The following is a 15,061-nucleotide window of genomic DNA, read 5'->3' on the forward strand; positions in this document are numbered from 1 at the left end:
ATTTATTCAGCCTCAGTGGTTTTCTTTTTCGGACGACGACGGCGACGTTTGAGTTTTCCATCAGTTGATCCACTTTGTTTCTGACGTTTGTGATCATTGGCCGCAGTCATTTGCTGACGGGTTTCCTCATCGGCATGTTGGAAAGTTGTCCACCAAGAAGCCATCTCTTTATCAACCTCGCCAACCTCGCTACGCAAAATCAGGAAATCATAAGCGGCTCGGAAACGGGCTTGTGATAGCAGGCGATACGGGCGTGCACCGCGCATATTGTCGAATTGCGGCTGAAATTGCCAGATTTCACGCATGGTTGCAGAAAATCGTTGCGGCACGCCCCAACCTTTCTCTACCGTATCCCGCATAGTGTTCATCGCATCCATCAATGCAGGGACAGGTTTTTGTCCATGGTTCAGATTTCGTTGCCACATAGCATTTAGTGTCGGCCACAATACCGCCGCCAATACGAAACCAACGGAAACGGACTTATCCGCACGGATACGCTCGTCGGTATTTTTCAACGCCAACATAATCATACGTTTGTCGGCCGCTTCGGCAGTTTTCAAAGCATCTAAAAGCGGATGGATGCCTTCGGGAATACTCAACTCGTTCAACCGTTTCAAACAGGCACAGGAATAACCGGAAAACAGGATTTTCAGAATTTCATCAAAAAGACGGGCCACCGGCTCATTTTTCAGACGGCCTGCATATTCGGCAATCGGCAAAGCAGTTTGCTCTTCTACTTCAAAACCCAACTTGCCCGATAAACGTACAGCGCGAAGAATACGGACAGGATCTTCCTGATAGCGTTCGGCAGGATCGCCTATCATCACCAATTTTTTATCGGCAACATCAGCCACGCCCTGATGGAAGTCCCAAATCTCCTCTTTAATCGGGTCGTAATACAGCGCATTGCAAGTAAAGTCGCGACGCATGGCATCTTCTTCAATACTGCCGTAAGTATTGTCCTTCATAATACGGCCTTGCGCATTTTGCTGAACCTTATCGCCACCGCGGAACGTCGTGACTTCAATAGTTTCAGGTCCGATCATCACATGAACGATTTGGAAGCGGCGGCCGATAATGCGGCTGCGGCGGAATACTTTGCGGATTTGCTCCGGCGTGGCATCGGTTGCGATATCAAAGTCTTTGGGCTCAACCCCGAGCAACAAATCCCGAACGGCACCGCCCACAACATAAGCCTGAAAACCGGCTTCATGCAGGCGTTTGGCAATTTTCTCCGCAGCAAAGCTCAACATATCCGCGCGGATACCGTGTTGCTCAAGCGGGATAATTTCCTTTTCAGGCAACGATTTGACGTGTTTTTTAGGCAACACTTTATGCAGCCATTTTTTTAACATAAGCAGCTCTTTTCACAATAAAAAAGGCCGTCTGAAACTTGTCTGGCTTAAGCCTTTGCACAATATTCTGCCGCAGAAGGGGCAAAACATTGAGCAAAGGCTTCAGACGGCCTAAAAAAGACGTGCCATTATACCTTATGGAAGTTCGATTAATTAGCGTATTGACAAAAAATATCGGCTATAATGACGGTCTAACAACGATTCAGGCAGAACATCATGTACCATTACAAATCCGAAGCTACCAAATTCCTCGACAAACTCATGGAAGACAATCCCGAAATGGAAGCACAACGCCTCGAAAACCGCCATTTGCTGTGGGATGTTACCCTCAATCCGACAGAACAGGCCGAATTTGAAGCGGCCAAAGTCAACAAAAAACCCTATACCTACTATCAAGACTAATCCCGTATCGGCATGACAACCAACACGCACAATACCGATCCGGCATTACAACATTACCTCAACAGCATCGGTCAATCCGAACATCCCGTTTTGACCGCATTGCGCGAGCGTACCCAATCACATCGTCTGGGAAAGATGGCCATCGCCCAAGAGCAGGCAGCAATGTTGGTGTGGTTGGCCAAATTATTGAATGCCCAAAAATATTTGGAAGTTGGCGTCTTTACCGGTTACAGCAGCACCGCCATGGCGCTTGCCCTCCCCGAAGACGGCAAAATCACGGCTTGCGACATCAATGTAACCTTTACCGATATTGCCCGCGAAACATGGCAGGCAGCAGGCATAGCGCATAAAATCTTGCTTCATCTGCAACCGGCTTTGCTGACTTTGGACGATTTGATTGCGCAAGGCGAATCAGAAAGCTACGACTTGGCACTTATCGATGCCGACAAACCACCTACGCCGAAATATTTCGAACGCTGTTTGCAACTGGTACGGAGTGGCGGCGTGATTGCCATCGACAATATCTTGCTGGGTGGGCGCGTCATGAATGAAGCAGCCGAAAACGATCCGCCCAGCTTGGATATCCTGCGCCATTTCAACCAAAATCTGCCGCACGATACACGCATTATTCCCATTACCCTGCCTGTCGGCGACGGTTTGACATTGCTACTAAAAAAATAAAACGACACAATCCGATGAAAACATTATCACATTCCCTGTTTCTTTTGCCGCTTACTCTATTGGCCGCATCATGCACTGTTTCCCACTCTCCCCAATCTGCCGACAATCCCAACTTTGTCCTGCCTGATATTCCACGTGAGCCTTTGCACGAAAAAAGTATCCCCTATCCGCGTTTGGACGAACAAACCCAGATTGACCACTTAGGCATACAAATCGCCCGACTGGAACGCACGGTTGAAGAATTAAATCAACGCTTGCACACATTGGAACAACAACGAAACATCAAACGTCCGACTACTTCGGCTTCCCAACCCAAAGCCCAGCGATTGGACGACCGCAAGCTGAAAATGAATTATTTGGCCAATGGCGGCGGCGTGCCGTCTGAAACAGACTCAGCCGCACAAAACGAACTGCGCCTTTATAATCAGGCGCAAAAATACTACCAACGCAATAACTTCTCCGCCGCAGTGGCCATTTTGAAAGAGGCAGACGGCGGCAACGGCAGCGAAATTTCCCGCCGCAATATGTATCTGCTACTGCAAAGCCAACAACGTCTGGGCAACTGCGAATCCGTTATCGAAATCGGCAACCGCTACGCCAACCGATTCCGCAACAGCCCACAAGCTCCTGATGCCATGTACAGCATCGGCCAGTGCCAATACAAACTGCAACAAAAAGACATCGCCCGCAGCACATGGCGCAAACTGATACAAAGCTTCCCCAATAGTGAAGCGGCAAAACGCGCTTCTATCAGCCTTAAACAAAGATAAACGTTCAGACGGCCTTGTCATTCCTAAGGCCGTCTGAATATTTTTTTACCCTTAATCCATTCAAGCAAAAGGAACTCTTCATGATCCAAGTCGGCATTATTATGGGCAGCAACAGCGATTGGCCGGTGATGCAGCAGGCAGCACAATTTCTCAAAGAATTCGGCGTTGAATACGAAGCGCGTGTCGTCTCTGCACACCGTACGCCTGATTTGATGTTTGAATACGCCGAAACCGCACGCGAACGCGGCATCAAAGCCATCATTGCCGGCGCAGGCGGCGCAGCGCATTTGCCAGGCATGGTTGCAGCCAAAACCACGGTGCCCGTCTTGGGTGTTCCCGTGCCCAGCAAATATCTGCGCGGCGAAGACTCCCTGCTTTCGATTGTACAAATGCCCAAAGGCGTTCCAGTTGCCACATTTGCCATTGGCGAAGCAGGCGCGGCCAATGCGGCGCTGTTTGCCATTTCACTTTTAGCCAACGAAAATCCTGAATTGGCTGAAAAATTGGCGGCTTTCCGTGCCAAACAAGAGCAAACCGTTCTAGCCATGGAATTGCCTGAAGCATAACGGACTAAGGCCGTCTGAAAGTTGTAAAAGGAAACTTAGATTTCGTTTTACACTTTTCAGACGGCCTTGTTTAATGATCAAATTAAATCAACATTATGAAAACGCCTCTATTCGTCCTACTCTCCACCCTGCTTTACGCCTGCCAAAGCCCAAGTATTCCTGCCCAATCAAACGCTACTCCATCTCAGCAACAAGCCCAAGATACTACCGGCAACCTGATTATCTTCTATGATGCTCAAACCGGTTCCGCGCCATTGCTAAAAGCAGTGAAAGCCTCCGGCGCAAGTTTGATTTATGAATACAAAAACCTGAACGGCATTGCTATTCGTCCGTCTTCCAAGACCAAGATTGAAGATGCCATTGCCTATTTTAAAAAGGTAAACGGCGTATTATCCGTCGAACAAGATAGGCTGCTTAAACTTCAATAACCGAGCTGGTTCTTCGGACTAATAAAAAAGCCGTCTGAAACGCATCATAACGTTTTCAGACGGCCTTTACTTGTTCAAAGCATTAAATCATGCCTCTGCCTTGCGCTTTTGGCTTGGCTTGGCCGAATTCCAATTTACTCAGCGCAGACAAATAGGCTTTAGCAGTTGCCACCAATACGTCAGTATCTGCACCTTGGCCGTTGACCACACGGTCGCCACGTTGCAGGCGGACGGAAGTTTCGCCTTGGCTTTCCGTGCCTTGAGTTACCGCATTGACAGAGTAAATCTGCAAGGTTGCGCCACTTTGCGCCACGCTTTCAATGGCTTTGAAGATGGCATCAACAGGGCCTGATCCGCTAGCGGAAGCGTGTTTTTCTTCGCCGCGAATACTGAACACAATATCGGCGCGTGGTTCTTCGCCGGTTTCAGTGCTGATTTTTTGGGAAATGAATTTGTAGCTTTCAGCATTCAGGCTGCCCATTTCATCAGACACCAAAGCGTGCAAGTCTTCATCAAAGATTTCGCGTTTCTTATCCGCCAGCTCTTTGAAGCGTGCGAATGCCGCATTCAATGCCTCTTCACTTTCCAACTCGATGCCTAAATCAGCCAGCTTGGTTTTGAAAGCATTACGGCCGGACAATTTGCCTAAAGTCAGGCGGTTGGTTGACCAGCCGACTGATTCGGCAGTCATGATTTCATAGGTTTCAGGGTGTTTCAACACGCCGTCTTGGTGGATGCCTGATTCGTGCGCAAAGGCGTTTGCGCCGACTACTGCTTTGTTTGGCTGAATCGGATAGCCGGTGATAGTAGATACCAGTTTGGAAACCGGCACAATTTGCGTGGTATCGATGCCGGTTTCCAAGCCAAACAAATCATGACGCACCTTCAACGCCATCACGATTTCTTCAAGGCTGGCATTGCCTGCGCGTTCTCCCAAACCGTTGATGGTACATTCCACCTGACGCACACCTGCCTGAACAGCAGCTAATGAGTTAGCAACCGCCATACCCAAGTCATTATGGCAGTGGGTCGACCAAACTACTTTGTCGCCATTGGGAACGCTTTTGATGATGTTGCTGATACGCTCGTACCATACGGAAGGGATGGAGTAGCCGACAGTATCAGGAATGTTGATAGTAGTCGCCCCCGCTTCGATAACCGCCGTAAAGATTTTGGCAAGGAAGTCCAAATCCGAACGCACTGCGTCTTCGGCAGAAAATTCCACATCGTCAGTGTATTCTTTGGCAATTTTCACCGCTTTGACCGCCGCATCGATGACCTGCTGCGGCTTCATTTTCAGTTTGTGCTCCATGTGGATCGGGCTGGTAGCGATAAAAGTGTGAATACGTTTATTCGGAGCGGGGGAAACAGCTTCGCCTGCTTTGCGCACATCGTTTTCAACGGCACGCGCCAATGAGCAAACTGTAGATTTGGTAATGATTTTGGCAATCGCATTAACCGATTCAAAATCGCCCGGACTGGCTGCTGCAAAACCTGCCTCAATCACATCGACACCCATCTTTTCCAACTGGCGGGCAATACGGATTTTCTCCTCTTTGGTCATGGATGCACCGGGCGACTGCTCGCCATCGCGCATGGTAGTGTCAAAAATAATTACACGATTGGTCTGTGTCATTTCTGTTCTCTCCAGAGATTCGTTTTTTTGTAAAAAAGCATTCAAATCAAGCGGTCTGCCTTGCGCTTCCGCCAAAGCGGTCAGTTTTTGCAACTGAGCCAAAGGCAGGGAACCGCGTGTACGCCATTTGTAGATAGCCGCTGTGGTCGCCGCATTTTCTGGGTCGTGCTGTTTCAGGGCTTCGGCCAGCGCGTTTACGCCACCAAAATAGGCAACCAAACGGTCAATGTCTAATTGCATGATGTTCCTTGTCCAAATCTGATTAAGATTATTGTGTTCTGGTTGTGCATTATACTCATTTTAGACAAAACGACAATCTATTTTTATCAAAATATTGGTATAAATTTTAAAACCTGAGAAATTTTTATACATTTTGTCTAATTTAGACTATTAAAAGCTCCTCTCAAACCGAACATATCCTAAATATAGTAAACTAATCCCCTATTTCCCTGATTTGAAACACATTATGCCCCACACTATCCCTACCAACCGCTCCGACATCGAATGGCGCAACGAAAGCACACAAAAGCCGCCCAAGCAGGCGGTTTACATCCAAGAAGCAGGTGCAGCAGAAATTTTAAAAAATGCCCACGAGCAAACTGCAACTGTTTGGACTGGCGATTTTCACAATGCCAAGCAAGTCTTGGTCGCAATGAAAAAACGTATCCGCAGGCCGTCTGAAAAAAAGAAAGACGCGCCTGCCAATATTCAGACGGCCTTTCACGCCCACCGTATGAAACAGGCCCAACAAAGCCGTTTGTTCAATATGCTTGCCGTTGAAATCCAACCGAATTTTCAACTGGACAATGCACGCGCACCCGACATCTACGCCGCTCTGTGTGATGTTTACGACACACTAAACGACAAACCGTTTCTATTACCGCTGAATCAATTACTGGGCTTTATCGGTGCGCACGAATGGCACAAAAAAGGCATAGACATTCCGCAGCTTGACGGAAAAATCCATGTTCCTTTCGGCGTATTCTCTCCATTGCGTGGCGAATATTTGGATTTAATCGCCCAAGCACCACTCGCTCCCAATATTCAGACGGCCTTTGACATCGGCACCGGCTCAGGTGTTATTGCCGCAATTTTGACCAAACGAGGCATACCCAACATTATTGCCACAGACACCAACCCCAAAGCAATTGCCTGCGCCACAGCAAACCTCAAACGCCTAGGCTTGAATAAAGCTGTCAATATCCAATCGATTGATTTATTTCCAAAAAGTTGCGCCGACCTTATCGTCTGCAATCCGCCTTGGTTACCGGCAAAACCTACCTCCGCTATTGAGACCGCCCTTTACGACCCCAATCATGCCATGCTGACTGCGTTCCTCAACGGCGTACGCAAGCACTTAAATCCAAACGGCGAAGCCTGGTTGATTATTTCAGATCTAGCAGAACACTTGCATTTGCACGATAAAGACTTTCTAAACCAATGCTTTCAGACGGCCTCGCTCAATGTAGTTGATATTTTGAAAACCAAACCGCAACACAAAAAAGCAATAGATGAAACCGATCCTTTGGCGTTTGCCAGAAACAAGGAAACTACTTATCTATACCGTTTGAAAACGATATAAAATCAAGGCCGTCTGAACATTCAGACGGCCTTAAAGCATTTCCATAAAAGAAAACGGCATATCCGTAAAGATATGCCGTTGATGGGAGCAGGGACTGCTATATTTGACAGTGGTTTGTGTTTTAGTCCTCTTGCGCCGCTGTTTGCAGGTAGTTTGGCAAACCAACTTTACCAATCAATTCCTGCTGAGTTTCAAGCCAGTCAATGTGTTCTTCGTTGATGTCTTTTTGTTTTTCCAACAAATCACGGCTGACGTAGTCTTGTTGCTCTTCTGCAAGAGCGATGGCTGCAACCAGAGCATCATGTTTTTCATACTCTTTTTTCAGATCGCAGGCAATGATCTCTTCGGTAGATTCACCGATCAACAGTTTACCCAACTCTTGCAGATTAGGCAGGCCTTCCAAGAACAAAATACGCTCGATCAAATCGTCTGCGGATTTCATTTCGCGGATGGATTGTTTGAAGAAATGTTCGCCCAATTCTTCAAAGCCCCAGTTTTTCAAAATGCGGGCATGCAGGAAGTATTGGTTGATGGTAACCAAAAGCAAGCCCAAGTTTTTATTCAATTCGCGGATAACTAAGCGATCACCTTTCATTTTCAGCTCCTTATACGTTATACGCTAGATTACAGTTGGCTTTGGTAGTAGTTGCCTTCGCCGACCAATTCGATCAGACGCAGTTGTTGTTCCAACCAGTGAGCGTGATCTTCTTCAGTGTCTTTCAGTTGAGCAACCATCAAATCGCGGGTAACATAGTCTTGAGCTTCTTCGCACAATTTGATGCCTTTTTTCAACGCATCGCGTACTTCGTATTCAGTGTTCAAGTCTGCTTTCAGGCAGGAAATTACGTCGGTACCGATGTTCAGCTCGGCACGGGTCATTTTAGGAGTACCGCCCAACATCAGGATACGACGGATGAAGTCTTCAGCGTGAGTGGTTTCTTCTTCCATCTCGTGGTTCAAACGTTCGAACAGTTTGGTGTAACCCCATTCAGAGTACATGCGAGAGTGGATAAAATATTGGTCGCGAGCAGCCAACTCACCAGACAATAATTCGTTCATGTAATCAATAACTGCTTGGTTGCCTTGCATAATTCTTTCTCTTTCTTTTAAAAGTTGACGATCACGAAATGAAGATTCGTGTGTTGTTATGGAATGACGTAATTGTATGCACAAGTAGCACTTTTGACAAATTTTCTATTTAAAATACAAACAATTATCAAAAAATTTAACCCGCCTAAAAGGTCGTCTGAAAAATTAATCCACTGTTTTTAATAACATTTTTTTGACATTAGTATTAAGAATCCATTGCATCATTCAAAAACATTTACATTCGTTAACCATAAATAAAAGCAAATAATCCAACAAAATCAATCAAATTTAATTATGAATTATTCTCAACTGCTTTTGCCTCATTTTTTTGAATCTTCTACTCCGTCAACACTTAGGAATCGTGCTATAATTACCAGTTATCTTTTTTTTAAGCACCTAGCTGAAACACATAAATCATCATGAAACAAATCCGCAATATTGCCATCATCGCCCACGTCGACCATGGCAAAACCACATTAGTTGACCAATTGCTGCGCCAATCCGGCACATTCCGCGCCAACCAGCACGTCGACGAACGCGTGATGGACAGCAACGACCTTGAAAAAGAACGCGGCATCACCATCCTTGCCAAAAACACCGCCATCGATTACGAAGGCTACCACATCAACATCGTCGACACTCCGGGACACGCCGACTTCGGCGGCGAGGTGGAACGCGTTTTGGGTATGGTGGACTGCGTCGTATTATTGGTGGATGCGCAGGAAGGCCCGATGCCGCAAACCCGTTTCGTCACCAAAAAAGCCTTGGCTTTGGGACTGAAACCAATCGTCGTCATCAATAAAATCGACAAACCGTCCGCCCGTCCGAGCTGGGTCATCGACCAAACTTTCGAACTTTTCGACAACTTGGGTGCAACCGACGAACAGTTGGACTTCCCGATTGTCTACGCTTCCGGCCTGTCCGGTTTCGCCAAACTGGAAGAAACCGACGAGAGCAACGACATGCGCCCGCTGTTCGACACCATCTTAAAACATACGCCCGCACCGAGCGGCAGCGCGGACGAAACGCTGCAACTGCAAATTTCCCAACTCGACTACGACAACTACACCGGCCGCCTCGGCATCGGTCGTATCCTGAACGGACGTATCAAACCCGGCCAAGTCGTTGCTGTTATGAACCACGAGCAGCAAATCGCCCAAGGCCGCATCAACCAGCTTTTGGGTTTCAAAGGTTTGGAACGCGTACCGCTTGAAGAAGCCGAAGCCGGCGACATCGTGATTATTTCCGGTATCGAAGACATCGGTATCGGCGTGACCATTACCGACAAAGACAATCCCAAAGGTCTGCCGATGTTGAGCGTGGACGAACCGACGCTGACCATGGACTTTATGGTGAACACCAGCCCGCTGGCAGGTACCGAAGGCAAATTCGTGACCAGCCGCCAAATCCGCGACCGTCTTCAAAAAGAATTGCTGACCAACGTCGCCCTGCGCGTGGAAGATACCGCCGATGCCGACGTGTTCCGCGTATCCGGACGCGGCGAACTGCACCTGACCATTTTGTTGGAAAACATGCGCCGCGAAGGCTTTGAACTGGCAGTCGGCAAGCCGCGCGTCGTTTACCGCGAAATTAACGGCCAAAAATGCGAACCTTATGAAAACCTGACCGTGGACGTACCGGACGAAAACCAAGGCGCGGTAATGGAAGAACTCGGCCGCCGCCGTGGCGAACTGACCAATATGGAAAGCGACGGCAACGGCCGGACCCGTCTCGAATACCATATTCCCGCGCGCGGCTTAATCGGTTTCCAAGGCGAATTCATGACCCTGACGCGCGGTGTCGGTCTGATGAGCCACGTATTCGACGACTACGCGCCCGTGAAACCCGATATGCCCGGCCGCCACAACGGCGTACTGATTTCCCAAGAGCAAGGCGAAGCCGTCGCTTATGCCTTATGGAATCTGGAAGACCGCGGCCGTATGTTTGTATCGCCCAACGATAAAATCTACGAAGGCATGATTATCGGCATCCACAGCCGCGACAACGACTTGGTGGTAAATCCTCTGAAAGGTAAAAAACTGACCAACGTTCGTGCCAGCGGTACAGATGAAGCCGTGCGCCTGACTACACCGATCAAATTGACTTTGGAAGGTGCGGTTGAGTTCATCGACGATGACGAACTGGTTGAAATTACGCCACAATCCATCCGCCTGCGTAAACGCTACCTGAGCGAATTGGAACGTCGCCGTCATTTCAAAAAACTGGACTAATTCTGTTTGATTGATATGTTTTAAAATTAAGGCCGTCTGAAAAGTGTTTCGGAAATCTTAGATTTCATTTTTACACTTTCAGACGGCCTTTTATCATCTGTTTAAATAAAGTAAATCGGCATTTCTTCCGCTTGTACCGCCGGTTCATCAGCGCGATCATTCTTACGATATTGCCCCGGCGATATCCCATATTGCTTTTTAAATGCCTTGCCAAAATGCGTTTCCGATTGAAAACCGACCGAGAGCGCAACCGATAAAACCGAATCCGCCGTCTGTTTCAATAATAATGCTCCCTGCTGCAAGCGGATACTGTTAACAAAGGCATGTGGACTTGTTCCCGTCTGCTGCTTAAATACCCGCATTAACTGGGCGCGAGATAAGTTGGCCATCGCAGTCATTTTCTCGATATTCCATTCTTCTTCCGGCTTATCCACTACTGCCTGAAGCAGATTCCGCAGGCGTTTGTCCTGCCAACCATTCAGCAAACCGCTTAATTGCGCTGCCCCATTTTTCTCCAGACTGGCTCGAAGTAGAAATACTAACAACACCGAAGCCAATGCGTTCACAACCGCTACCGAGCCAGACAAAGCCTGACCGCTCTCATACTGCAACAATGCCACCAAATACTGCAAAGAAGGATGGTTGATATTCAGTAAAACCGTATCAGGCAGCCCTGCCATAATATCCGCCTGCGCTTCATATTCAAACCGCGCGCAGAAAAGATGCAAAGCCGCATCGCCTCCTGCATGACTCTGCTTGACTTTAAATGCGCCTTTTCCACTCGTCAGCACGTTGACGCCGAGATTTTCACAACTGCTGTCACTGCTCAAAGTATGGCCTACGCTGCGCGGGAAAAAAATGACATCCCCTGCACTCAGCAGCCTGGCCTCTTGCTCCCCATCAATTCGGATATAACCCGAACCGGCAGTTACGATATGCACCAAACCATGCGCACGCTTTGGTTCATGCCGCACATACCATTCCCCCTGAAACAGACATTGAACATCCACACTGCCTTTTACCTGCGCCAATTCGACCAGCCTATCCAAAATATCCATAGTGTTTTTCTACCAATAAATGAGATGTTTTGACGATTTTAATCTTCCAATTATTGCAATAATACACACACCAAACACAAACGGATAGGATTTTTTATCTTATCCACTCACATTAAGAAAGGACATATCATGTTTAAAAACTGGCCTGAACATACCGCCTTGGTAAAAAAATCATTCGGTGAACTGGGTAAAAACCATCCTAAAATGCTGCAAGCCTACGGTGCACTGGATCAAGCAGCCGCTGCCGAAGCACTGGATGCCAAAACACGCGAACTGATCGCCATTGCCGTTGCCATTACCACACGTTGCGAAAGCTGCATCAGCGTGCATGCCGCCGCAGCAGCCAAAGCAGGTGCAACCGAAAGCGAAATCGCCGGCGCATTGGCCACCGCTATCGCCCTGAATGCAGGTGCCGCTTATACCTACGCTTTGCGCGCTTTGGAAGCAGTAGAAACCCAACGCTAATCGGTTTGTAAAATCAGGCCGTCTGAAAGCCTACTCCCCTTTCAGACGGCCTGATGAAATGCTAAACTGATAAAGTTATCATATTGTTTTCTGTCTAATAGGAGATTGAACCATGAAGAAACTGCTGACCGCCGTACTTTTTGCCGCCGCTATTGCCACTCCTTTGGCCGCTTCCGCAGCCTCTATGCCTAAGGTTGAAAAAAGCGCGGCACAACCTGCAAAAGCAAAAGGCGTTTGGATTGATGTCCGCTCTGCCGAAGAATTTAAAGAAGGCCATTTGCAAGGTGCGCTCAATATTCCGCATGACCAAATCGTTGACCATATCAAATCTGTCAGCCCGGATAAAAATGCGCCGGTAAACCTCTACTGCCGCAGCGGCCGCCGTGCAGAAGCCGCGCTGACTGAGCTGAAAAAAGCCGGCTACACCAACGTAACCAACCATGGCGGTTATGAAGACTTGGTGAAAAAAGGGTTAAAATAAACCTAGTTGATTTTAAAAAGGCCGTCTGAAACTTTTCAGACGGCCTTTATTGCATTACAGGCAGCAACTTCCAAATCTCAAACGTTTGCTGAGACCGGTTTCATGAATCAATTGTTTGATAACCAAGATATTGGTGTTATCAGCCAACGCGCGAATACTGTGCGCTTCCATCGGCTCAAGACGGATAACTTGTAAGCCTTCGGTTTGCAAAACTTCGTCCACCGTTTTGATTTCGGCTTTGCCGTTTAAAACCAAAAGCAAAATAATCGCATCCGCCTCATAGGCCGGAATTTCATTATTTTTCTGCAGTGAAAGCTGAACAATCTCCTGATTGCCGTCTGAAGCAATCACGCCGCCCAATAAAGCTTTGGGGTCTAACTCATAATGTTTCATTATTATCCTTTCCGCCCAAACGTTGCCGATTCGTGGACAATCGCTCAAGCAAACCAGTACAATACCGCCCATCTTACCGATAGTCACAATATTGTCACATGAACATATTAATCTCAAACGACGATGGTTATCTTGCGCCCGGTTTGGCTGTTTTGGCAAGAGTGTGCGCAGAATTTGCCAATGTCAGGGTGGTTGCGCCCGAACGCGATCGCAGCGGCGTCAGTAATTCCCTGACTTTAGACCGTCCTTTACAACTGAAACAGGCGGAAAACGGGTTTTACTATGTCAATGGCACTCCTACCGACTGTATTCATGTCGGCCAGCACGCCCTTGCCGACTTCAAACCCGACTTAGTCTTGTCCGGCATTAACAACGGCGCAAACATGGGCGACGATACACTTTATTCCGGTACGGTTGCCGCCGCAACGGAAGCCTATTTAATGGGCATTCCCGCTATTGCTTTCTCGCTTGCCGATTCCAGCGGCCGTTATTGGGAAACCGCGGAAAAAGCCGCTTGGATACTGCTTTCCTACTTTCTCAAACGTCCTATTTCCGAACCCATCTTATGGAACATCAATATCCCTGCCGTCGCACCTGAGGATATCCAAGGCATAAAAATTACACGGCTCGGCCGTCGTCATCATGAACAAAGCATTGTTCCCATGTATAATCCACGTGGCGAACAAATTTATTGGATTGGTCCGGTCGGCGATGTTTCCGACAGCGAAGAAGGTACCGACTTTGGCGAATGCGCGTCCGGCTTCATCACGATTACCCCCCTGCAAGTCGATTTGACTGCCTACGGACAAATGGAGCAAACCGCTTCCTTTTGGTCAGAAATCCCTGCGCCTTAACAGTCCCTAACAGCCGAACACTTGAGAAACAAGCATATTTTTATTATGATATGCCTCGACGAGAACAATTACCCGAATACGAAAGTCATTAACATGTTGAAAAAAAGTGTATCTTATGCCGGATCGGCAGCTTTGGTTTTATTACTTGCAGCCTGTGCCAGCCAACAACCGGCTCCTGTAGTCGTCGGCACACAAAGCGGTGGTTCAACAACAAGCTCTACCGCTGACAATCCTTACGGTGCAGCGCCTTACAATACCAACACCAGCCCAGCGGCAGATGCTCCATACACTCCGCCGGCAAGTACACCTGCTCCAACGTACAACAGCGGCAGCACCGGCACTTACACGCCTTCTTACGCACCTGTTGATATTAATGCAGCGACACATACTGTTGTTCGTGGTGATACCGTTTACAACATCTCCAAACGCTACAACATTACCCAAGACAATCTGCGTGCATGGAATAACCTAGCCGACAACACCATCAGTATTGGTCAAACCCTGCGCGTAAAACCTGAAGGCTACGTTGCACCTGCAGCTTCTGCAAGCAAACCTTCTACTCCAACAACGACAACCACTGCTCCAACCCCAAGCACTCCTGCTAATACACCAACCGTGTCTACCGGCAGCAGCCGCAACGTCAGCGGCATCACATGGCAGCGTCCGACTACTGGTAACGTTATCGCCAACTTCGGCGGTAGCAACAAAGGTGTAGATATCGCCGGTACGCAAGGCCAGCCGGTTGTTGCAGCGGCAGACGGTAAAGTCGTTTACGCAGGCTCAGGCTTGCGCGGTTACGGCAACTTGGTCATCATCCAACACAACTCCTCATTCTTGAGCGCATACGGTCACAACCAACGTCTGCTGGTTAATGAAAACCAAACCGTTAAACGCGGTCAAACCATTGCGCACATGGGTAATACCGATGCATCTCGTACCCAGTTGCACTTTGAGATCCGTCAAAACGGCAAACCGGTCAATCCGGCAAATTATGTTGCCTTCTAAGCTGATTCAAGCAACCTAATTTCAATTCAATCCCTGCCTAAATGTCATTTAGGTAGGGATTGTTT

17 protein-coding genes are annotated in these 15,061 nt (G+C 48.0%); 11 read left to right on the top strand and 6 right to left on the bottom strand.

What is annotated here, in order from left to right:
• Positions 1–2 precede the first annotated feature (2 nt).
• Positions 3–1,355 (bottom strand): polynucleotide adenylyltransferase PcnB, encoded by a 1,353-nt coding sequence (locus ACTHTA_RS02560; protein ID WP_308887478.1) that lies wholly within the window; start codon positions 1,353–1,355, stop codon positions 3–5.
• A gap of 216 nt (positions 1,356–1,571) precedes the next feature.
• On the opposite strand from ACTHTA_RS02560, the gene ACTHTA_RS02565 reads away from it, so the two are divergent.
• From ACTHTA_RS02565 to ACTHTA_RS02585, 5 genes are all read left to right on the top strand, one after another.
• On the top strand, positions 1,572–1,757 hold the full coding sequence (locus tag ACTHTA_RS02565; RefSeq protein ID WP_308887477.1) for a DUF3460 family protein: 186 nt from the start codon (positions 1,572–1,574) through the stop codon (positions 1,755–1,757).
• Between the two features lie 12 nt (positions 1,758–1,769).
• Positions 1,770–2,438 (top strand): O-methyltransferase, encoded by a 669-nt coding sequence (locus ACTHTA_RS02570; protein ID WP_308887476.1) that lies wholly within the window; start codon positions 1,770–1,772, stop codon positions 2,436–2,438.
• Positions 2,439–2,452: 14 nt separating this feature from the next.
• The gene (locus tag ACTHTA_RS02575) at positions 2,453–3,208 is read left to right on the top strand and encodes a tetratricopeptide repeat protein (protein ID WP_308887475.1); all 756 of its coding nucleotides are present in this window, start codon (positions 2,453–2,455) and stop codon (positions 3,206–3,208) included.
• Between the two features lie 80 nt (positions 3,209–3,288).
• Positions 3,289–3,774 (top strand): 5-(carboxyamino)imidazole ribonucleotide mutase, encoded by a 486-nt coding sequence (gene purE, locus ACTHTA_RS02580; protein ID WP_003686478.1) that lies wholly within the window; start codon positions 3,289–3,291, stop codon positions 3,772–3,774.
• A gap of 95 nt (positions 3,775–3,869) precedes the next feature.
• The gene (locus tag ACTHTA_RS02585) at positions 3,870–4,202 is read left to right on the top strand and encodes a hypothetical protein (protein ID WP_315116257.1); all 333 of its coding nucleotides are present in this window, start codon (positions 3,870–3,872) and stop codon (positions 4,200–4,202) included.
• A gap of 82 nt (positions 4,203–4,284) precedes the next feature.
• Here ACTHTA_RS02585 and ACTHTA_RS02590 read toward each other — a convergent pair whose 3' ends face one another.
• On the bottom strand, positions 4,285–6,078 hold the full coding sequence (locus tag ACTHTA_RS02590; protein WP_440364299.1) for a 2-isopropylmalate synthase: 1,794 nt from the start codon (positions 6,076–6,078) through the stop codon (positions 4,285–4,287).
• A gap of 226 nt (positions 6,079–6,304) precedes the next feature.
• Between ACTHTA_RS02590 and ACTHTA_RS02595 the strand changes: the two genes are divergently transcribed.
• Positions 6,305–7,420 (top strand): class I SAM-dependent methyltransferase, encoded by a 1,116-nt coding sequence (locus tag ACTHTA_RS02595; protein ID WP_308887472.1) that lies wholly within the window; start codon positions 6,305–6,307, stop codon positions 7,418–7,420.
• A gap of 121 nt (positions 7,421–7,541) precedes the next feature.
• On the opposite strand, the gene bfr (ACTHTA_RS02600) is transcribed toward ACTHTA_RS02595, so the two are convergent.
• Positions 7,542–8,015 (bottom strand): bacterioferritin, encoded by a 474-nt coding sequence (gene bfr, locus ACTHTA_RS02600; protein WP_003686403.1) that lies wholly within the window; start codon positions 8,013–8,015, stop codon positions 7,542–7,544.
• Positions 8,016–8,044: 29 nt separating this feature from the next.
• Positions 8,045–8,509 (bottom strand): bacterioferritin, encoded by a 465-nt coding sequence (gene bfr / locus ACTHTA_RS02605; RefSeq protein ID WP_003686357.1) that lies wholly within the window; start codon positions 8,507–8,509, stop codon positions 8,045–8,047.
• A gap of 419 nt (positions 8,510–8,928) precedes the next feature.
• Between bfr (ACTHTA_RS02605) and typA the strand changes: the two genes are divergently transcribed.
• The gene (typA, locus tag ACTHTA_RS02610; protein WP_440364300.1) at positions 8,929–10,740 is read left to right on the top strand and encodes a translational GTPase TypA; all 1,812 of its coding nucleotides are present in this window, start codon (positions 8,929–8,931) and stop codon (positions 10,738–10,740) included.
• Positions 10,741–10,841: 101 nt separating this feature from the next.
• Here typA and ACTHTA_RS02615 read toward each other — a convergent pair whose 3' ends face one another.
• Positions 10,842–11,798 (bottom strand): AraC family transcriptional regulator, encoded by a 957-nt coding sequence (locus ACTHTA_RS02615; protein WP_308887471.1) that lies wholly within the window; start codon positions 11,796–11,798, stop codon positions 10,842–10,844.
• A 129-nt stretch (positions 11,799–11,927) separates the two neighbouring features.
• Between ACTHTA_RS02615 and ACTHTA_RS02620 the strand changes: the two genes are divergently transcribed.
• Positions 11,928–12,263, top strand: coding sequence for a carboxymuconolactone decarboxylase family protein (locus ACTHTA_RS02620; protein WP_308887470.1), 336 nt, complete (start codon positions 11,928–11,930; stop codon positions 12,261–12,263).
• Positions 12,264–12,375: 112 nt separating this feature from the next.
• Positions 12,376–12,744 (top strand): rhodanese-like domain-containing protein, encoded by a 369-nt coding sequence (locus ACTHTA_RS02625; RefSeq protein WP_308887469.1) that lies wholly within the window; start codon positions 12,376–12,378, stop codon positions 12,742–12,744.
• Positions 12,745–12,798: 54 nt separating this feature from the next.
• Here ACTHTA_RS02625 and ACTHTA_RS02630 read toward each other — a convergent pair whose 3' ends face one another.
• Entirely contained in the window at positions 12,799–13,137 is a 339-nt protein-coding gene (locus tag ACTHTA_RS02630) for a hypothetical protein (RefSeq protein ID WP_004520298.1), read from the bottom strand.
• A 98-nt stretch (positions 13,138–13,235) separates the two neighbouring features.
• On the opposite strand from ACTHTA_RS02630, the gene surE reads away from it, so the two are divergent.
• Both surE and ACTHTA_RS02640 read left to right on the top strand, forming a co-directional pair.
• Entirely contained in the window at positions 13,236–13,991 is a 756-nt protein-coding gene (gene surE, locus ACTHTA_RS02635) for a 5'/3'-nucleotidase SurE (protein WP_003686460.1), read from the top strand.
• Positions 13,992–14,084: 93 nt separating this feature from the next.
• On the top strand, positions 14,085–14,996 hold the full coding sequence (locus ACTHTA_RS02640) for a peptidoglycan DD-metalloendopeptidase family protein (protein WP_003686291.1): 912 nt from the start codon (positions 14,085–14,087) through the stop codon (positions 14,994–14,996).
• Positions 14,997–15,061 lie beyond the last annotated feature (65 nt).

This window comes from Neisseria sp. P0013.S005, assembly GCF_051958425.1.
In the GTDB taxonomy this organism is placed as follows: domain Bacteria; phylum Pseudomonadota; class Gammaproteobacteria; order Burkholderiales; family Neisseriaceae; genus Neisseria; species Neisseria subflava.